Annotated in this window: 19 protein-coding genes and 3 pseudogenes; 16 read left to right on the top strand and 6 right to left on the bottom strand. The window is 46.3% G+C overall.

Annotation, left to right across the window (positions count from 1 at the left end):
- The first annotated feature begins 31 nt into the window (after positions 1-31).
- From M3194_RS18540 to M3194_RS18530, 3 genes are all read left to right on the top strand, one after another.
- Positions 32-256: a hypothetical protein gene (locus M3194_RS18540; RefSeq protein WP_251655565.1), complete on the top strand. Its 225-nt coding sequence runs from the start codon at positions 32-34 to the stop codon at positions 254-256.
- Positions 257-428: 172 nt separating this feature from the next.
- Positions 429-887, top strand: coding sequence for an NUDIX domain-containing protein (locus M3194_RS18535; protein ID WP_251655564.1), 459 nt, complete (start codon positions 429-431; stop codon positions 885-887).
- A gap of 74 nt (positions 888-961) precedes the next feature.
- Positions 962-1,432: a hypothetical protein gene (locus M3194_RS18530; protein ID WP_251655563.1), complete on the top strand. Its 471-nt coding sequence runs from the start codon at positions 962-964 to the stop codon at positions 1,430-1,432.
- A 476-nt stretch (positions 1,433-1,908) separates the two neighbouring features.
- On the opposite strand, the gene M3194_RS18525 is transcribed toward M3194_RS18530, so the two are convergent.
- The gene (locus tag M3194_RS18525; RefSeq protein ID WP_251655562.1) at positions 1,909-2,325 is read right to left on the bottom strand and encodes a MerR family transcriptional regulator; all 417 of its coding nucleotides are present in this window, start codon (positions 2,323-2,325) and stop codon (positions 1,909-1,911) included.
- A 24-nt stretch (positions 2,326-2,349) separates the two neighbouring features.
- Positions 2,350-3,084 (bottom strand): SDR family oxidoreductase, encoded by a 735-nt coding sequence (locus M3194_RS18520; RefSeq protein WP_251655561.1) that lies wholly within the window; start codon positions 3,082-3,084, stop codon positions 2,350-2,352.
- Positions 3,085-3,448: 364 nt separating this feature from the next.
- Here M3194_RS18520 and M3194_RS18515 point away from each other — a divergent pair, with 364 nt between their 5' ends.
- The 4 genes from M3194_RS18515 to M3194_RS18500 all read left to right on the top strand — a co-directional run bounded on the left by M3194_RS18515 (position 3,449) and on the right by M3194_RS18500 (position 6,474).
- The gene (locus tag M3194_RS18515; protein ID WP_251655560.1) at positions 3,449-3,760 is read left to right on the top strand and encodes a PadR family transcriptional regulator; all 312 of its coding nucleotides are present in this window, start codon (positions 3,449-3,451) and stop codon (positions 3,758-3,760) included.
- 17 nt (positions 3,761-3,777) lie between these two features.
- Positions 3,778-4,410 carry a DUF2812 domain-containing protein gene (locus M3194_RS18510; protein WP_251655559.1) on the top strand — a complete coding sequence of 211 codons (633 nt, stop codon included), beginning with the start codon at positions 3,778-3,780 and terminating at the stop codon, positions 4,408-4,410.
- A 277-nt stretch (positions 4,411-4,687) separates the two neighbouring features.
- Complete coding sequence (locus tag M3194_RS18505) at positions 4,688-4,921, top strand: hypothetical protein (RefSeq protein ID WP_251655558.1); 234 nt, start codon at positions 4,688-4,690, stop codon at positions 4,919-4,921.
- 305 nt (positions 4,922-5,226) lie between these two features.
- Positions 5,227-6,474, top strand: a complete 1,248-nt coding sequence (locus M3194_RS18500; RefSeq protein ID WP_251655557.1) for an MDR family MFS transporter — start codon at positions 5,227-5,229, stop codon at positions 6,472-6,474.
- 106 nt (positions 6,475-6,580) lie between these two features.
- Here M3194_RS18500 and M3194_RS31835 read toward each other — a convergent pair.
- Together M3194_RS31835 and M3194_RS31685 are read right to left on the bottom strand one after the other, a co-directional pair.
- Positions 6,581-6,884: pseudogene (locus M3194_RS31835) on the bottom strand (transposase); the annotation flags it as partial.
- Between the two features lie 468 nt (positions 6,885-7,352).
- Positions 7,353-7,442 (bottom strand): annotated as a pseudogene (locus M3194_RS31685) (catalase); the annotation flags it as partial.
- Between the two features lie 229 nt (positions 7,443-7,671).
- On the opposite strand from M3194_RS31685, the gene M3194_RS18485 reads away from it, so the two are divergent.
- From M3194_RS18485 to M3194_RS18465, 5 genes are all read left to right on the top strand, one after another.
- The gene (locus tag M3194_RS18485) at positions 7,672-9,171 is read left to right on the top strand and encodes a CehA/McbA family metallohydrolase domain-containing protein (RefSeq protein WP_251655556.1); all 1,500 of its coding nucleotides are present in this window, start codon (positions 7,672-7,674) and stop codon (positions 9,169-9,171) included.
- Positions 9,172-9,237: 66 nt separating this feature from the next.
- Entirely contained in the window at positions 9,238-10,320 is a 1,083-nt protein-coding gene (locus M3194_RS18480) for a HupE/UreJ family protein (protein WP_251655555.1), read from the top strand.
- A 669-nt stretch (positions 10,321-10,989) separates the two neighbouring features.
- Positions 10,990-11,649: a response regulator transcription factor gene (locus M3194_RS18475; protein ID WP_251655554.1), complete on the top strand. Its 660-nt coding sequence runs from the start codon at positions 10,990-10,992 to the stop codon at positions 11,647-11,649.
- Positions 11,646-13,079 (top strand): sensor histidine kinase, encoded by a 1,434-nt coding sequence (locus M3194_RS18470; protein WP_251655553.1) that lies wholly within the window; start codon positions 11,646-11,648, stop codon positions 13,077-13,079. The genes M3194_RS18475 and M3194_RS18470 overlap by 4 nt, the downstream gene beginning before the upstream one ends.
- 108 nt (positions 13,080-13,187) lie before the next feature.
- A complete protein-coding gene (locus M3194_RS18465; RefSeq protein ID WP_251655552.1) occupies positions 13,188-13,850 on the top strand; it encodes a hypothetical protein in 663 nt (220 codons plus the stop codon).
- Between the two features lie 100 nt (positions 13,851-13,950).
- Here M3194_RS18465 and M3194_RS18460 read toward each other — a convergent pair.
- A pseudogene (locus M3194_RS18460) lies at positions 13,951-14,052 on the bottom strand (DinB family protein); the annotation flags it as partial.
- Positions 14,053-14,203: 151 nt separating this feature from the next.
- On the opposite strand from M3194_RS18460, the gene M3194_RS18455 reads away from it, so the two are divergent.
- Together M3194_RS18455 and M3194_RS18450 are read left to right on the top strand one after the other, a co-directional pair.
- Positions 14,204-14,929: an MBL fold metallo-hydrolase gene (locus M3194_RS18455; RefSeq protein ID WP_251655551.1), complete on the top strand. Its 726-nt coding sequence runs from the start codon at positions 14,204-14,206 to the stop codon at positions 14,927-14,929.
- 43 nt (positions 14,930-14,972) lie between these two features.
- On the top strand, positions 14,973-15,551 hold the full coding sequence (locus M3194_RS18450; protein WP_251655550.1) for a TetR/AcrR family transcriptional regulator: 579 nt from the start codon (positions 14,973-14,975) through the stop codon (positions 15,549-15,551).
- A gap of 10 nt (positions 15,552-15,561) precedes the next feature.
- On the opposite strand, the gene M3194_RS18445 is transcribed toward M3194_RS18450, so the two are convergent.
- A complete protein-coding gene (locus tag M3194_RS18445; RefSeq protein ID WP_251655549.1) occupies positions 15,562-16,413 on the bottom strand; it encodes an AraC family transcriptional regulator in 852 nt (283 codons plus the stop codon).
- Positions 16,414-16,579: 166 nt separating this feature from the next.
- Here M3194_RS18445 and M3194_RS18440 point away from each other — a divergent pair, with 166 nt between their 5' ends.
- Both M3194_RS18440 and M3194_RS18435 read left to right on the top strand, forming a co-directional pair.
- Positions 16,580-17,860 carry a glucuronate isomerase gene (locus tag M3194_RS18440; RefSeq protein ID WP_251655548.1) on the top strand — a complete coding sequence of 427 codons (1,281 nt, stop codon included), beginning with the start codon at positions 16,580-16,582 and terminating at the stop codon, positions 17,858-17,860.
- Between the two features lie 133 nt (positions 17,861-17,993).
- Entirely contained in the window at positions 17,994-18,335 is a 342-nt protein-coding gene (locus M3194_RS18435; protein ID WP_251655547.1) for a hypothetical protein, read from the top strand.
- Positions 18,336-18,481: the final 146 nt, after the last annotated feature.

Below are 18,481 nucleotides of genomic sequence, written 5' to 3'. Positions count from 1 at the left end.
AACCCGAGCTTATATTGGGGGGATTTTTGGAGTGTCATCATTAAAATTATTGTTGAGAAATGGAAAGTATCGATTCTTATTAAAAGAAGCCCTAAAAGGAGAAATCGTTTACTTATTAATCATGAGTATATTTCGAATACTGTTTGGGCGACCGTATGATTGGTATGATCTGGTCGCTGGCATGGTGTTTGGAGTGATATTTGGACATTCAAGATGGAAAACAGAACAACAAAAGAACAACCAAATTGATTCCTAAAGAACGCGTGTAGTTCGATGGTTGAACTATCTGGGAACGTTAGTTCAAGTCAAACAAACCGGCAGCAGATCAGAGATCCGCTGCCGGTTTGTTGTTGAAGTAACAGACATTTTACTTCCAATATGTGTTAATATGGAAGTTGTATCTTAGTTAGAAGAGGAGTCACCTGCTAATGAAAATTGTTGTAACTGGCGGAGCGATTATAAGAGATAGCAAAGGTAGAGTTTTATTGCAGCAGAGATCCGATTACGGTGATTGGGGATTACCGGGCGGAGGCATGAATCCAGGTGAGACTATTCAAGAGACAATGATTCGAGAAGTTATTGAGGAAACAGGATTAACTGTTAAGGATTATGAATTTTATGCGGTATATAGTGGCCCAAGAATGGAATACACCTATCCTGATGGGAACAAGGTAGTTTTTGTTATGTTTCTTTTCAATGCTTGGACTAATTACAATGAGCATTTATCAGTAGATGGAGATACAATTTATTTTCAGGATGACCTATGTGAATCATTGAAATTAAAGTTCTGGAATATTAGTGACATCTCATTGGATCAAATAAACAGAGTCCAACGACCAGTCTTTGAAGATTTGCTTAATGGCAAAACAAATATACTTAGAACTTAAATACCTAAATCGTTGAACTATCGGGAAAACTGCAGTCCAATCATTAATGCGGCAGCTGAGGAGTGAGGTGACAAATGCAGGTTATTAAATATCTATGCTTGGTCTTATTTATTGTTGTACTCTCTGGATGCTATAACAATGACAAGTCAACAATAAATTCTTATTTATCTCTGATGGGAGAAAGTGAAACATGGAAAGTAGAACAATATAAAATCTCCATAACCTCAGAAATTCTTAAAGCAGGCGACGGAATTCTCAAAATAAAAGATAAAAACCAATATACTACTGATTTTTTCGACCTCGAAGTACATGCTGTCATGGATTACGACGACAGAGTTATACAGAAAAAAACAATAACAGGGAGCGAAAATCTAACAGAGGTGACCACTGGAACAATTGAAGGCGGTACGTACTTAGATAAAGATGGAAAAGCACTTGTATCAGAAAACATTAGTGAGGTTTATATGATTATTGAGTGGCAAAACATGAACAAAGGCAAAAGGGTAATAGAAAGAATTGATTTATTTAAACGGTCATTAAAGTAACGGCGAAATTAGGGAAAGTGGAGATATGAAGGCGAGAATGGGTTGCTGGACCGGGAACCTTTATCTTCGAGCCGCCTGGTGACATTCATACCCTTGTAACAGAAAATGAAGAAGTAGTAACTCTGTTTATATTAGGAGGAGCTCTTCAGTACTTTGATGAGAATGATCAAATTGTTGGTCAAGACGATATTTATACCGTTCTTAATAAGTATAGAGCTTATTGCGAATTGCATGGGATTGAAGCCAGAGAAGACCTGATTTATTAAGGACCTGCAGATAATCCGTTCAACTATCGGAGAACTATAGTTCAATCAACTAAGCTGCAGCGGATCGGAGGATCTACTGCAGCTTTGTTGAAGTAAAGGGCAGGTTTCCTTAAATGGGAGGCGAAATCCTTGTTCAAAGAAAATAAAGTATTAGACTGGCACACGTTGATTAAAGGGCAGAAGAGTTCAATAAGAACAATAAGAAAGCTCTCAATCGGCTGAGGAGGATATCCATTTTTTGTTTGAATCTGGATTTACAAGGACCTCTTTATACGTGTCGATTTTGTAATCAATCATCCTTTGCGTCTCCAGTAAGCTCTCGATCTCGTTCTGAATTCTATTCTTGTGTTCGATCAGAAGGGAGACTCTCTCGGGGAGCGTGACTTCACCCCTTTCGTAAAGCTTACGGAAACGCTTCATTTCTTCAAGCGTCATTCCGGTCGCTTTAAGTCTCGTTAAAAAGACCATGCCATCCAATTGATGTTTACTGTACGTTCTGTGTCCGCTTGTTTTGCGGTCGGCATATGGAAGCAAGCCGATTTTCTCGTAATAGCGGATCGTATCTTCCGACAGGCCCGTGAATTCAGCCGCCTGTTTAATCGAGCTTGCGGTTTCGGGAATGTCCATCGCTTTGCCGCACCTCCAGACGTATTACCATGGTATCACGCCGTTCTCATCAAAGAAACCGCCGTTCGGTCCATCGCTCGGAAGGGTGGCGAGTTTCACGACGATGGAAGCGCCCTGTTCAACGGTACGATAACCCGTATGCCCATTCAAATCCGTAGCCGTGTACCCTGGATCGGCTGAATTTACCTTGATCGGTGTATCTTTTAATTCTTTGGCAAACAAGACGGTTAGCGCATTGACGGCCGTTTTCGAACTCATGTAGGCGAGCAAATTCAATCCGTATTTTTCGGCATCTGAGTCCGGGGTATTGTACTCGGTCAAGGAAGCCAAGCCGCTTGAAAGGTTTACGATTCTGCCGGCAGGCGATTTTTTAATCAAAGAGAGCATGGCCTTCATGACAGAAAAACTGCCGAAAACATTTGTCTCGTACGTATTCCTTAGAACCGTTAATTCCAGTTGGCTCGGAGGAAGAACTCCTTCAAAGCACACGCCAGCGTTATTGATCAGAACATCAAGCGCTCCATACTGATCGTCAATTTGCTCTACTGCGGATTGTATGGTATTCAAGTCTGTTATGTCCAGAGTAATTGCCTTTGCATGTATGTTCTCGGCCGTCAGGGTAGCCGTCGCTTCCCGCCCTCTTGCTTCATCTCTTGAACCGAGCAATATCGTGAATCCTAGCTTGCCCAATTGCCTAGCAGTCTCAAGGCCGATCCCTTTGTTTCCGCCAGTGATCAAAACGATTTTTGATGTGCTCATGATTACGCCTCCTATAAGTGATAGTTACTTGACTCACGATCACTCTACAACTTGGAGTTCACTCCAAGTCAAGAGCAACATGCAAGATTAGAATGTCTTGTTATTGGACTATTGTAAGGTGTTCAATAAAACAGCAGCAGTCTAGGAACGATCGGTTGCCGCCATTGAAGTAACGTGCAGATTACACTAATGGCCGCAACTAAAACTTAGAAGTGCTAGCCAATACAAGAGCTCAATAAGCGGCCATCCTATTGGATAGCCGTTTTCTTGTGTTGCAATATAAAGTTGAATTGTATATAGTTTGACTATATAGTTTAACTTAATATAGTTATGCGATATAAAGTTTATTACCAGGAGGGTAAGCATGGAAAGAGATAAACACTTGCCATTGACCGAAACCGTTTATTACATTCTGTTGGCCGTGGTCGAGCCGGCGCACGGTTATCTAATTATGCAGAAGGTGGAGGAACTGAGCGGCGGGCAAGTTCGAATGGCAGCGGGTACCCTGTATGGCGCGATTGAGAATCTGGTAAAGCTGAAGTTCATTCAGCCTGTGGCCAGCAAGGACAGCCGCCGCAAGGTGTATGCCATTACCCACAAAGGGTTGGATGTTCTGCGCTTTGACCTTGAGCGAATGAAGCACATGATTGACGTGACGACAGATCGATTGAAATGAGAATGGAGGGACCGCGAATGAAAAAAATCAAGTTCTTTACTAACTTCAACGAAGAAGAAAACTGGCTAAATGACATGGCGAGGCAGGGTTACCAATTCACAAAAAAGACATCGTTCAGCTATGAATTCGAATCACAAAAGCCAGAAAATGCAATTATAAAAATGGATTACCGCACTTTCAAAAAGCGGGAGGATTTCGAGGATTACTGTGCTTTATTTGAGGACAGCGGCTGGGAACATATCGCTGGAACGAAAAGCTCGGGATATCAATATTTTAAGAAAGCAGACAAACAGGGAAGCATAGAGATCTTTTCGGATGTCGACTCCAAAGCCGGCCGGTATAAGCGGCTGTCGGATATGTGGGTTCTATTAGCTTGTTCCTTCATCCCTATATTGGCGGCACTCATTTCTACTGACACGATCGATCCGGGAGTAATGCTTGATCCGAAATCGTTATATTTTACTCCAGAACTATGGGATTTAAACGGAGCGGCTTTCTGGAGGGCCTTTCTCTTCGAAACACCATTCGCCCTGTTTAGAGGCTTTTTCTGGATAATCCTTCCGGTTATGATAATGATATATCTATATTTCGCGGTTAAAGCAAATAAACAATATAAGAAAACACAAGAAGATAAAATTACCCGCAAATAAAAACAAATCGCCTCAATGCAGATGCATGTCTGCATGAGCGCTGCTGCTGCCAGGAATAGATCGAGGGTTCATTAGGCTAACGGCGAACTATAGTTCAAAACAACACGACGGCAGCATATCATGATGGGCTGCCGTTTTCTCAACTACCATGAAAGAACGAACTAACTTTAATGCTCTGTGGTGCAAATATCAGATGCATGGATGGCTAACGGGAGGGTATATCCAACGTTTAGCAAATTACTGTATTATTATCTGTCCGAAGGAGTTGCTGATACCGATGAGAGCAAAGTTATTGGGATTTGTTAGTGCAGTAATTGCAATATTTATCTTCTGGCTCTATTTTTCCCATGGTTCAGATGAGACGTGGTGGTCAATATATAGGTTTAGGTACATAGGAAATGATGATGTTATTGCAAAGATATCTTGGTTTAAGGTTTCTATATTTGCTATTTTAAGCATTATTATCGGATATACTGGTTCCAAAATTTCAGTGAAACGTATCAACAATTAGTAACTAATAGTTAAGCTATCGAAGAACGATAGTTCAACCAGAACAGGGAGCAGGCCGCCGCGGCTCTGCTCCCTGTTCCAGTAACGGGAAGGATAACGTGATATAGGGGAGAATAATAGCTGTATATACTGCCTTCAAGTGGGGGATTCGATGAGTAGAAAAAAACAAAAAAAGTACCTTTCTAACGGAACGGGTCAGTCTGGAAAAATAAGAGTGGAATTCCTCTCACAAACCGAATACAATAGGCTTACTAAATATGAAACCAAGTTTCATTTAGTGAAACTTTGTCCGAGGAGCTGAACGCCATGATGTTATCCAGATTGTACGACCGCCTTCGGCTGTTCGCACAAGATTACCATCCAATCGTTCATTCCTTATTGGTCGGTACGATTTTGGCGCGTGCGGCTTCTTCGATGAGCATGCCGTTCCTCGCCATTTATTTGTCCAAGCACACCGATCTCAACCCTGCGATGATCGGCTTCGTGATTGGGGCCGGCTCGCTCGCCAGCATGGTCGGCGGCTTCATTGGAGGAGCACTGTCAGATCAGTTCGGACGCCGTAAAATCCTGCTCGGCGCGCTGCTCGGATGGAGTGCCGTGTTCCTCGGCTTCGCGCTGTCGAATAGTGCGGTGCTATTCTTCTTGTTCAGCTTGCTGAACGGCTTGTGCCGATCGTTCTACGAACCAGTCTCGCAGGCGCTAATGGCCGACTTGACGCCGAAGGAGCGCCGATTCAAAGTGTTCTCACTGAGATACATGGCGATCAACGTCGGTGTGTCGGTCGGACCGTTGCTGGGCGCGGTGTTCGCCGCGTTAGACAGTACGCTTCCTTTCCTCTTTACGAGTGCCATTTATTTCATCTACGTCTGCAGCCTTTATGTTCTTCTGAACCGATTCGGAATCAAGAGAATAGAAGGAGAGCAGAAGGCAGGCAAAAGCCTTTCGTCCGCTTGGCGCGCGGCTAAAAATGACGTCGTGTTAAGGTATTACTTGCTGGGCGGCATCGTGACGGCGATAGGTTATTCGCAAATGACGGTGACGCTGTCCCAATACGTGGAGGGGAAGTTTGCCGAAGGCGTCACACTGTTCGCGGTTATGATGAGCGTCAACGCGATTACCGTCGTCGCCTTGCAGATTCCGTTGTCCAAATGGACGGAGAGGTACACGCCTCTGGTCACCCTGACAATTGGCGTCTCGTTCTACGCGCTCGGCAACATCGGCTTCGCTTATTCCGTCGGATGGATAACGATTCTGCTGTCCATGATCGTATTTACGCTTGGAGAAATATTGACTTATCCGTCGGGCAATGTGCTTGTTGACCGGATCGCCCCGGATGGTATGAGGGGAGCCTATTACGGCGCTCAATCGTTCGGCAATTTGGGCCATTTCATAGGTCCGTGGATCGGCGGATTGATGCTTATCCATTACGACGGATCGACGCTGTTCGTGACAATGGCGTTCGTCGCTGTTAGCGCGATCGTCTTCTACCGGGCGGGGGAGAACGTGAGGCGGATTTCAGATTTGCGTGCGCAAACCCAGCATATACAGCCTTGAAAAGAGAAATATGAACATGAATAAGCAGACAAACAAGCAAAGGAAGTCGCATATTTTGCGGCTTTTTTGTTTTATAGGGTATTCGGATTTTATGGTGGAAAAGGGCTTATAGCTCGCCCTTCTCCAATTTCTCGATCAAGGTGGAAAGATCTATTCCTAATAGGGTTATTTCTTCTGGCTCAGGAACAACGCCAACAGGTGGCATTTTGAACATCGGGAAGTTTTCCTCTCGCAGATCATAGCTATCTGACCTCCGTTGGTACTTAGGCTTGGGTTGCTTTATAAGTCCCTCTGTATGGCTCGCAGGGCTTCAAAAGAGTTAAACGATTAATGACTCGTATAAGGCTGTTCAGAGACTCCGTATAAGCGTTAGTGATGCGATGGTCGAAATAGGCGAAAATTTCCTTTTCCTAGTTCCAGTTGCTTTGGGCAGCACAACCTTCATTGCGTTCTTATACGGTTTTCGTCCATCCCAACATCTTCGGAGAAGCTCCGCTTTACTGTACTTCATTACGTTAAAGGGTAGTTTAACGGAGAGAAGAAAACAAGAGCAAATTATCAGTTATTACTATGTAAAAGAGCAAGGCTGTGAGTTTGAAAAGCCGGACGTAATTCGTTAATATATTGTGATCACGGAAGCAGGGAGCCCTTTGAAGGCTCCCTGCTTTTCATGCTATCAGGCTTATAACAACGCCCCCTCCCAGAAATGGCCCTATGCAATTCCGTTTATAGACGCTTCTAGAGCGGGCGTCGGAATTGCAGCTTCATTGCTAACTAATAATACGGCATCGAAGAGAGTAGGGTCCGTCGTCTCGTAGGCAGCAAGCGGTTACTCTCAACGGGTTGGGCAAGTCATAGAGCCTGTCACCAACAACCGTATAAAAAACTGCCCCTACGCCGCGTGCATGCACGATTCGTTGCGGAATCCGCTCATGATCGAATTGAGTCATCTTCTCGCGAAAGTGAATGCTTCTCTTGTTGTTAACGGTGTACTGCTTTAACTGTTCGTCTTATAAGTTCAAATACCTATTTGCCACGGTATAATCGTCCGGCAAAGAAAATGGGACTTGAGATACATTTTCACCATTACCGGGTCGATAAGGCAAAAATTTACATAACCATTACTTATACTTGTTTTTCCGTTAACATACTACATCTATGTTATTACAGAATCATATACATAAGGAGTTGAGAGTTTTGAAGTTGAAACGTAAAGCACTCCCAGTGCTGGCAGTAACGGCAATGGCAACCGCGGCCGTAGCCACTCAGGGCCTTACCGATGGTTTTGGCGTACCGAAAGCAGCAGCCGAAAAAACGGACATGCAGTGGCTTGCAGGCGATCACCACGTGCATAGTGAATGGAGTGTTGGCTGGGATAACACAACAAATCCCCCAACTCCGATCCGCGCAGGAGACGCGGTTTACCCAATCGTGAAAAATGCCGCAATGGCAAACTCGTATGGGCTTGATTGGATGGTTTCAACCGACCATGGCGGTCCGAACCACTCTAAAGTCAACCTGGAGCAAGCATACCCTGAGGTGCTGAAAGCTCGTGCCGAGAATCCTGATCTGAAGCTGTTCTACGGCATGGAGTTTGATACGCCAGCCGCAGACCATAGTTCTCTCATTATTCCGAACTCGGATGCCGAGTCGCAGACGCTCTATGATATTGAAAGTAAATTCAATAAGCGCGATCCGTTCCCGACAGACCCGCAGCGCGACACAGAAACCAACATGATTGACGCGCTAAACTATATGAAAAACCTGGATCTTGCTCCTGTGCTGTTTGCTAATCATCCTGCACGTTCCGCAACCGGTGAAACCAAATGGGGTCAAGATACGCCGGAAGAGTTCCGTAACTGGAACGATGCTGCGCCGAACGTATCCGTTGGTATGGAAGGAGCGCCTGGGCACCAGGCCGGCGCCATCAATCCTGACGGCTCCATCGACCCGAAAGGTGACCGCGGCGGGTACGGCAACTACGCAACGATGGGCGGCTTTGACCAAATGACAGCTAAGGTTGGAGGTCTGTGGGACTCCATGCTGGGTGAAGGCCGTCATTGGTGGATCACCTCCACGTCGGATTCCCATGTGAACTGGCGTGACGGCGGAAGCGATTTCTGGCCAGGCGAATACTCGAAGACGTACGTCAAGGCTCAGGATACTTACAGCAGCCTCCTGGATGGTCTGCGTAACGGCCGCATTTTCGTTACGACGGGCGACCTAATCAATCAGCTGGACGTGACGGCGCAAGCCGCAGGCAAGTCTCCTGCACATGCGCAGTCGAATGGTAACCGCGCATCGATTGGTGAAACACTTGCGATCCCTGGCAACGGCAAAGACGTAATGGTTACGATCACATTCAAAGATCCAAATGCGAAGAACAACCATGGCGACAATCCGAAAGTTAATAGAGTGGATCTGATCATGGGCAAAGTGACGGGTAAAGTGGAGGATCGTTCCACAGCAGCGAACCCTACGACTAAAGTAGTTGCACGTTTCGATGAGAGCAGCTGGCAGCGCGACGGTGAGATGGTTAAGATCACTTACACGCTGGAGAATGTGAACAAAGACAGTTACATTCGGGTTCGCGGTACAAATACGAACGAACTTGAGCCGACCCTTGACCCGAAAGGCGAAAATCCGTGGTCGGATCTGTGGTTCTACTCGAACCCGATCTTCCTGCAAACGAAGTAAGGTTCGTAAGGAAGGGGAGCCCCATGCTCCCCTCCTTATTAATGAAGAAAGGTTGTGTCAAATAGCGTGAGATGTACAAGGCTTCTCGTATGGATCTTTCTAATGCTGATGGCTGCTCCTTCGCTGGCCAGTGCCCACACCAATAACAGTGAAGGATTTTCGTTAATTGAAGTGAAGAACACCCGCATAGATTACCAACTTCAACTGGATGCGGTTGAACTAAGCCATGCCGTCGGGTTTCAGGTAGATGAACAAGCGAGCGCAGTTCCCGACAAGCTCCAAACCATAACCAGCGAAAATAAGGTTCCGATTGAGGAATATTTGAATACACACATCCTGATGTATGCCGACAGTATGCCCGTTGAAGGAACCGTTACTGCAATCGGCATAACGACGATAAACGAAAAGCTCTTTGCGGATCTTTCCATTTCGTATGATATAAAAAAGGCACCGGAAAACCTGATTGTCAAATATAATGTCATGTTTGAAGAAAGCGACCCAAGTCATGCGAATATGGCGAAAGTGATCATGGATGGGAAGCAGCAGGAATTCGTCTTCACTTATGAAGTCAGAGAGCTGAATATCGGTGAAATGAGCCCTTTCACGAAGATTAAGCAGTTTTTCGTGCTTGGCTTAAAACACATCTTTACAGGCTATGACCATATTTTGTTTGTAATCAGCCTGTTAATTGGCGCGAAGACAGTCCGTCATATATTGTCCCTCGTCACCGCCTTTACCGTTGCGCATAGCATCACGCTTGCTCTTGCGACACTCGAAATCGTACAGCTTCCTGGTAAATTTGTAGAATCGGCGATTGCGCTTAGCATCGTGTATGTAGCGCTTAAGAACATTTTCACCCCTGAATCGAAACATGCGCCTTGGATCGCATTTGCATTTGGACTCATTCACGGATTTGGATTTGCGGGCATTCTATCGGAACTTCATTTAGGCAAAAGCCATTTGGCCGCGGCGCTTGTATCGTTTAATTTAGGGATTGAAGCGGGGCAGCTGCTAATCGTCACCCTTGTGTTCCCAATTCTTCTCTACCTCAGCAAGAACCTTATGCGAATAAATAAATGGGTGACGCCGAGCATCTCAACGGCCGTGCTTTTGTTTGGATTTGTGTGGTTTATCGAGCGTGCATTCTAGATATTTATTTCAGTTAAGAAGCCTCGCATGGCGATTAATCGATTCGTTCACTATGCTGGGTTTGTGTAGGTGATAGAATGTCGATAGGCTCATTCACGGAAAAGACCAGGCGCAGCGAATTTTAAAAGTAATCCAACTTTGTATTACCTTATTGTGTTTATACTGTATTGCTCCTCTATACATTTGTGTACAAATATGAAAGATGGCATTTGCGGATAATCTCAAGCGATGTTAGTTCAGAACAAAACAATGGCAGCTGATCTTTTGATCGGCTGCCATTGTTTCGTAATATAGGTCTGGTCACTCTATCGGGGAACTTGCGTAAGTTGATGTCAAATATATGAATTTAAAAGTTTATTGGTGGTTAGGGGAAAATCGCATGCAGAAGGATTGCAAATTGATTTTGGTCGAACTTTATTCTCTTTGTAAAAAAAGTGCCATACTTATTGCAGCCAACAAGAACGGAGGTAGGAGTATCCGATATTTCTTATTTCGCAAGTTCGCACTTCCTTTCCAAAAATGACCACTGCCTTTTCAACGATATTTTACAACTAATTTACAACTTGGAAAACACCTCTGTAGTTTAGGTAAGCTATAATTTTTAGATAAATCTATTATTGCACATACTATATACATGCACTGACATCCGTTGGAAGTAGAGAGGTTACTATGGAAAAAATATTAATTGTTGAAGATGATGTGGCCATATCCGATCTAATCCGCTTGAATCTTGAGATTGCGGGGTATGACACGAGACAAGCCTTCAATGGCTCTGAAGCATTAGAACTAATCGACACCTATGCACCGAATTTAATTTTGCTTGACGTTAATCTCCCGGAAAAAGACGGATTTGAAATCATGGAAGAGCTGGAGTCCAGCAATCTGCCAGTCATTCTCCTGACTGCCCGGGGGAGCCTAGCCGATAAGGTCAAGGGTCTAAGGATGGGAGCCGACGATTATATCGTCAAGCCTTTCGAATCCATGGAGCTGCTTGCACGAATTGAAGCCGTACTTCGGCGGTACGGGGTGAAGCACGATCATTTGGTGTTTGGCGATCTAGAGATCAATCTTGAAGAACGTATAGTACGAAGCGGGAATAGGGTAATCGACCTTACGATGAAGGAGTTCGAGCTCCTTCTCCTTCTCATCCGCAACAAGAATAAAGCTATGTCCAGAGAGCGTATTCTTGAGCTGGTATGGGGCTACGAATATATGGGAGAGACACGTACGGTGGACATTCATATTCAGAAAATCCGCAAGAAGCTGAAGCTGGAGGATTACATTAAAACCGTATATAAATTCGGATACCGGCTGGAGGACCATCAATGAAGTTATGGCATAAGGTCTTTCTCTGTACCTTCCTCCTCTTCGAGGTGCTGTTTAACGGTGCCTCGTTTTATCTCATCGAACACAATTTCAACCGAAATCTGAAGACCGAAATCGACCTCGGTTTGACCGAGCGGCGCATCATAGCCTCACAATTGCAGTCCGATTGGTCTTATGCAATTTCTCTCAGCAATAATATGGGGGGCACGTCTGAGGACTCTGCCCATTTTACCCGGAACAATGCTCAGAAGTATACACGCACTTTCGAAAACAACAGGATTTTTCTAGAGTTCCGTAATTCGGCTCAAGTGGAGGTTTTTAATAATTTCGAAAGACCGATCACCGGCTACCGGCCAGAGCTAAATGCTCCTTCTTCTGATAGGCCGACCTACATTCTACGGGATATCGGCAAGCAAACCTATCTGTTCGTAACCGGTAAACTGGCGCTCAGCGGGACGAACTATACCATGAGTTATATTCGGGATATCTCCGGCGTATACAGCGACAAATCTGCACAGATCCGTTTGTTTTTTCAAATTAATATCTTGGTTACCTTTATTCTGGGGATCGGTTTATATGGGGTCATTCGGTATTTGACTCGCTCGATCCGATCGCTTACAGAGTCCGCCCAGACGGTTGCCCGCGGTCTTTATTCGCAGAGGGTCAGCGTACACTCCGGGGATGAAATCGGCATTCTGGCGCAAAATTTCAACAGGATGGCCGAAGCTGTCGAGGAAAAAGTAAATGAGCTTGAGCTGACCGCGATGCGGCGCCAGAAATTTATAGAGTTTCTTACGCACGAGCTGAGGACGCCGCTAACCTCGATTATCGGGTATGCCGACTTGCTGCGCACAACGAAGTATAATGAAAAAGTTTTCTTCAAAGCGATGAATTATATTTACTCCGAAGGCAGACGGCTGGAGAGCTTATCTTTTAAGCTGATGGATCTCATTCTCCTTGGCAACGAAAAGCCAGAGCTACAACATCAGGATATTATGCCGCTATGTCTTGAAGTTGAAGAAGCCCTCCAGCCCCGATTAGAGGGATTAGACCTAACGCTGATTCTGTCCATTGAGCCCTACCGGCTGCTTACCGACAAAGATCTGTTCCTCTTGGTCTGCACCAACCTGCTGGACAACGCCATAAAGGCCTCGAGCAAAGGCGGACGGATCTATCTTAAGGGGTATCTCGTTAATCATACCTACTATGCCATTGAAGTAGAGGACGAAGGAATCGGTATTCCGGAGCAGGATGTGCCCAAGGTTTTCGAGCCTTTCTTTATGGTGGATAAAGTTCGGACACGATCGCAGCATGGTGCTGGTCTGGGACTTGCCATCTGCTCCGAGATCGTAAAGCTGCATGAAGGAAAAATCGAGATTACTAGCCGGGAAGAAGTCGGTACACAAGTAAAAATACTATTCCCTCAGAATTAACATCTAATTTACAACTTTTCGATAGTTCTGAGATATTGCTTTTCTATAGTAAGGAGGCAAGAAGGAATCACGATTCCGAACAAACGACTATAAAACGGAGGGAATAACATGAGAACAAGTAAATTGGGCAGTGTAAAAAAAATATCGGGAATGGTGGTAGCTTCGGCTATCGTCATCGGCAGTCTTGGCTCCCTTGCGGCTTATGCGGCCAACAGCAGCGACGCAGTGCCGAAAAATGTCCTGCTTACCGCCCCGAAAACGACAGACTCGGCTGCTGCGAATACCGAACAGACGCAAGGCAACATCGAACATGTCTTCAATACCTATGAAACAGCTGACGGCAGCAAATTCTTCGAAAACGAACACTGGTACAATCCGACAACCAAGCAGTTCCGCAGCGAGCACCGTGAATACACGGCCGACCATAAACTTCTCAAGAAGAGCAGCATTTTCGAAACTGTAAAGGATCCTTCGCCACAATTCACCTTTGAAGCATTCAAATCACATATGCAAGGCCCGGGCTATATCCATCTCGGTACGGTAACCTCCGAGGACGGCAAGGAGCTGGAGAAGCTCACCATGAATGACAAAGTGACCAATCAGACTTATATCTCTTATGTCGATAAAGAAACGGGACTTCCGGTGAAAAACGAAACGTATGAGTATTCAAACGGAAAAGAAACGCTGATCGACATCAGCACCAATGTCTATGATTATATCAAAGATGATGGAACGATCTTTAAAAAGGATGGAGCAACCACTGTCGAATAATAGGTGATAGCCCGATTGATATAAAACCCACTCTTTTGCCGTACTCGTTATGCAAAAGGGTGGGTTTTATTCGTTTCAAGTTAATGATCGAACAAGCCTCTCTAATCAAGTTGGCAGTAACCGGCCTTCTTCCGATCTCTCGTGACCATCTGGACAATTGACCGATATGGTGAATTTCATGAGCGATCACATGCCGCATCACTCATCTAACATTAATAACGGGGAAGGCGGTCAAACTCCCGAAACTGGCATTTGTGTCGTCAGAAGAGGAAAATCCCTCTTGCAAAAACTAATGGTATTAGTTATTATAAAACTAACGATATTAGTTTATAAGCGAAGGTGGTTAATTAATTATGAAAATGACACGTCATGAACAAGTTTATCAGCTTACTTACTTGCCTAATGTATTCCCGGTTAATTGTTATCTCGTAGAGGAAGAAAAAAGCTTAACGTTAATTGATGCCGCATTGCCCAATAACGCGGCAGCCATTCTGAAAGCAGCCGAGCAGATTGGCAAACCGATTACGCGCATCGTGTTGACGCATGCGCATAGCGATCATATCGGAGCGTTGGATGCCCTTAAGAAGCAGCTGCCCGATGTCACGGTATATATTTCCGCAAGGGACTCCCGTCTGCTTAACGGCGACCGTTCCCTGGACCCGAATGAAGCGAATACGCCAATCCGGGGCGGCGTGCCAAAGCCTGATAAAATTGTAACCCGCCCGGATGTACTGCTGCAGGATGGCGACCGGGTTGGCTCGCTGCTTGCGGTCTTGACGCCGGGACATACGCCGGGTTCGATGTCTTTCCTGGATTCGCGGAGCCATGCGCTGATTGCAGGGGATGCCTTCCAGATTCGGGGGGGAATTGCGGTGAGCGGTCAAATGAAGCCTTGGTTCCCGTTCCCTGCGATGGCTACCTGGAATAGCATTGAAGCCCTTCGCAGTGCGATGAAGCTGCTTAAGCTGAAGCCAACTTTACTTGCGGTTGGACACGGAGAAATGCTTGCAAATCCGGAAGCCGCGATGGAACAGGCGATAATGGCGGCATCCCGCAAGCTTGATGCGGTCATTCATTAATGCGGAACCACGCACGAGATTCAAGAGAAGGGGAGAATAAGCGATGTCACCAAGAATAGGATTGGATTTGCAAACCATCATACGCAAGGCAGCTGAGCTCGCTGACAAGAGCGGACTGGAGTCCGTGACTCTGGCTTCGCTGTCGCAGGAGCTGGGTGTCCGTTCCCCCTCTTTGTATAATCATGTAGATGGATTAAGCGGTCTGAAGGAAGAACTGTCCTTGTACGGATTGAAGAGTCTGCATGATAAATTGCTCCGGGCGGCAGCCGGCAGATCAGGCGATGATGCCGTCTTTGCAATAGGGCTTGCTTATATAGGTTTTGCAAGAGAGCACCCGGGCTTGTATGAGGCAACGCTTCCTGCCCAGCACTCCGAGAATGCGGAGCTGATCAGAACAAGCGAAGAGCTTATTAAGCTTATTATTCAAGTGATGCAACTTGCTTTTGAGATGAAGCAGGAAGATACGATCCATCTCGTGAGAGGCTTCCGCAGCTTTATGCACGGGTTTGCAACGCTTGAACGGAGCGGCGGTTTTGGACTGCCGGTTAATTTGGACGAGAGCATTCAGGTCGTGCTGCAGACTTATTTAACCGGCATCCGCGTAAAGTTCCAGTCCCAATAGTCATATCCACTTACTCAAATGACCGGGCAATCCCTTTACGATAATCATCGGGCGATTGTCCGGTAAATTTTTTGAACGTTAGGCTGAAATGCGAGACATATTTGAATCCGACCTCAAACGCCGTCTCCGTTATCGAACGGTCCGGATGCATGGTGAACAGCATTTTGGCCTGATTGATCCTGCGTTGATACAGGTAGTGAAACAGCGTGATACCGGTTGTTTCCTTGAAGATTTTCACCAGATAATGCTTGTTTAGATGCATGTATTCGGCGACGTCATCAAGCTGCAAATCCTCGCGGTAATGCTCTTCGATATAGGAGATCAGCTTTTGGACATTCTGATGCTTAATGCTCTTTGGCGGGGATGCTTGTCCATAGCTTGGCATATTGGCGAATTCGTAAATGAGCAGCAGAAGCTCCTGAAAACAAAGAATCAACCGGTCATGAGACAACGCATCCTCCCTTTGCCGCAGGAAGCATAGCCGTTCCAGCAGCGGCTCGATTCGGGCTTGCTCCTCCGGCTTAAGCGAAATTAGACGGTTGGTCTGTTTCTCGAAAGGGAGGAGAAGGGGAACAAGAAAAGGCGGCTGCAATAACCCCGAAGCAAAAGCGGGATTGAAGTGAACGACTGTACGGCAATATTCATAACGGTTATCGATAGACGGGTAGTGAAGGGTCATGCCATTCATAAGGATGAGGTTGCCGGGTGCAAGCTCATAGATGCTGTCGCCGATCAGCAGCTTGCATTTGCCGCTATGGAAATAGTAAATCTCGTATTCCAGATGGGAATGGAAGTCGGTCGGAATTTGGGATGTATTATACATGGCTTCAATCGGAAGGGAATAATGGTCTTGAGTACGCATGCTGTCCTCCGCATATTTGATTAGACTGCAGATCCATTATACTGCGCGGCATCCGAAGACACCAACCAGATATAAATAGGCTCGCGATGAACGATAACCGGATAGAAGCGATTCGCCTCCCGCGGTGGTACGATGAGTACAGGACAAGTCGAGGAGGATAATCGTAATGATCAAGGAACAATTGGCCATCGAATCCATCACTACCATGAAAGAAACCGTCGAACGGCTGGCCAAGACCATGCCGGTAACGGATATGCATACTCATTTATTTTCCGCTGATTTCGGTAATTTGCTCCTGTGGGGCATAGATGAACTTCTTATTTATCATTATCTTATTTCGGAGTCCTTCCGCTGGTCGAATGACCAGGAATCGTATGAAGCGTTCTGGGCGATGACGAAGCGGGAACAGGCAGACTGGATCTGGAACAAGCTGTTTATCGAACATACGCCGATCAGCGAGGCGGCGAACGGTTTTATTACCATTTTGCATCGCCTCGGATTGGACGTTTCGTCGCGTAACCTGAATGACTACCGCGAAGCGCTTGCCAGCCGTACAACGGCGGAGCAGGTAGATGAAGTGCTTCGAATCTCGAATGTCAAACACGTCCTCATGACCAATGATCCGTTTGATCCGGAAGAACGCGACGTTTGGCTGAACCGCGGGGGCAACTCGGATTCCCGTTTCTCGGCTGCCCTTCGGGTAGATACTTTGCTGAATGATTGGCCTAGCGCGGTCGCGCAGCTTCAGTCGCTTGGTTATGAAGCTTCCGAGCAATGGACCGAACGGACGAAGGAAGAGGTTCGCCGCTTCCTGTCGGAGTGGATCGCGCGTATGGATGCTTTGTATTTGGCTGTATCCATGCCAGGGGATTTTGTTTACCCCGCGGAAGATCACCGTACCCGCATGATTGATGAAGCGATGGTGCCGGTCTGTCAGGAGCATGGCATTCCGTTTGCCCTCATGATTGGCGTCCGCCGCCGCGTTAATCCGGAGCTTCGCCTTGCCGGCGACATGAGCATGGATTCGGATGTAACCGCGGTTGAAGCGTTGTGCAGACGTTACCCGACGCAAAAATTTCTCGTTACCATGCTTGCCCGCAGCAATCAGCATGAGCTGACGGTGCTTGCGCGGAAGTTCCGCAATCTGATGGTATTCGGCTGCTGGTGGTTCCTTCACATCGAGTCGATGGTCGAGGAAATGACGAAGTTCCGCCTCGAGCTGCTCGGTACTTCCGTAATTCCTCAGCATTCGGACTGCAGGGTGTTCGAGCAGCTGATTTACAAGTGGGAGCATTCCCGCCGTATTATCGGACAAGTATTGGCTTCGAAATACGAGCGTTTATACAACAACGGATGGAAAGTAACGGAGGAAGAGATCAAGCGGGATCTGGATGATCTGTTCAACCGGAATTTCTGGCGCTTCCTTGGCAAGGAACAGCCGCAATAACGGAGCGAGGAAGCAGACGATGTCTGCTTTCTTTTTGTGCTTGTACGACACCATGTCCCGTGAAAAAAATCGAATCTATGCGAGTTAGAGCCATATACTGTTTGTAATGCAACAGGAGTGGAGGCGATTACTCGTGTCCGAAAAGCGATTGCCGCGCAGCTCCCTTCTTTCTCTTGGCGGCATGTTGTTTCCAATCGTCGTGCATGGCATACATTTGCTAATTCCTCTGCTGCTCACTGGCGGCATTAGCGCATGGGAATGGAACAATATGCAGCATCATGGCAGCGGTGCGGGCGGCATGATGAATGACCCGTTTATGGATGGCATCATGATGGGGATTATGATCATCTCGGTCGGGTTTACCATTGGATATCTGGTCCGGATCTGGCGGCTAAGGGATTGCAGCAAAACGGCGGCTTGGTGTTATACCGGGGCATCGATTGTCTGTTTCGGCTTGCTGCTCCTAATCATGTAAGGGAAGAGATGTCATCTTCGGTCCAATTGCGGACCGATTTTTTTTGTAAGCCGGTCGAAAAAATGACTGTTGCGCTTTGCTGTAATCTCTGCTCTAATGGGAAAGACAGACCCGAAAAATATAAAAATGGATTGTGGAGCGAAAGG

Source organism: Paenibacillus glycanilyticus, assembly GCF_023715145.1.
In the GTDB taxonomy this organism is placed as follows: domain Bacteria; phylum Bacillota; class Bacilli; order Paenibacillales; family Paenibacillaceae; genus Pristimantibacillus; species Pristimantibacillus glycanilyticus_A.
Note: the sequence above shows the minus strand (reverse complement) of the source record. Positions and strands in the feature narration are given on the sequence as shown.

Coding starts and splice junctions, on each gene's coding strand:
- M3194_RS18450 (WP_251655550.1), top strand. CDS start 14,973: ATGTCACCAAGAATAGGATTGGATTTGCAAACCATCATACGCAAGGCA.
- M3194_RS18475 (WP_251655554.1), top strand. CDS start 10,990: ATGGAAAAAATATTAATTGTTGAAGATGATGTGGCCATATCCGATCTA.
- M3194_RS18470 (WP_251655553.1), top strand. CDS start 11,646: ATGAAGTTATGGCATAAGGTCTTTCTCTGTACCTTCCTCCTCTTCGAG.
- M3194_RS18535 (WP_251655564.1), top strand. CDS start 429: ATGAAAATTGTTGTAACTGGCGGAGCGATTATAAGAGATAGCAAAGGT.
- M3194_RS18455 (WP_251655551.1), top strand. CDS start 14,204: ATGAAAATGACACGTCATGAACAAGTTTATCAGCTTACTTACTTGCCT.
- M3194_RS18505 (WP_251655558.1), top strand. CDS start 4,688: ATGAGAGCAAAGTTATTGGGATTTGTTAGTGCAGTAATTGCAATATTT.
- M3194_RS18520 (WP_251655561.1), bottom strand. CDS start 3,084: ATGAGCACATCAAAAATCGTTTTGATCACTGGCGGAAACAAAGGGATC.
- M3194_RS18530 (WP_251655563.1), top strand. CDS start 962: ATGCAGGTTATTAAATATCTATGCTTGGTCTTATTTATTGTTGTACTC.
- M3194_RS18525 (WP_251655562.1), bottom strand. CDS start 2,325: ATGGACATTCCCGAAACCGCAAGCTCGATTAAACAGGCGGCTGAATTC.
- M3194_RS18440 (WP_251655548.1), top strand. CDS start 16,580: ATGATCAAGGAACAATTGGCCATCGAATCCATCACTACCATGAAAGAA.
- M3194_RS18500 (WP_251655557.1), top strand. CDS start 5,227: ATGATGTTATCCAGATTGTACGACCGCCTTCGGCTGTTCGCACAAGAT.
- M3194_RS18465 (WP_251655552.1), top strand. CDS start 13,188: ATGAGAACAAGTAAATTGGGCAGTGTAAAAAAAATATCGGGAATGGTG.
- M3194_RS18515 (WP_251655560.1), top strand. CDS start 3,449: ATGGAAAGAGATAAACACTTGCCATTGACCGAAACCGTTTATTACATT.
- M3194_RS18510 (WP_251655559.1), top strand. CDS start 3,778: ATGAAAAAAATCAAGTTCTTTACTAACTTCAACGAAGAAGAAAACTGG.
- M3194_RS18445 (WP_251655549.1), bottom strand. CDS start 16,413: ATGCGTACTCAAGACCATTATTCCCTTCCGATTGAAGCCATGTATAAT.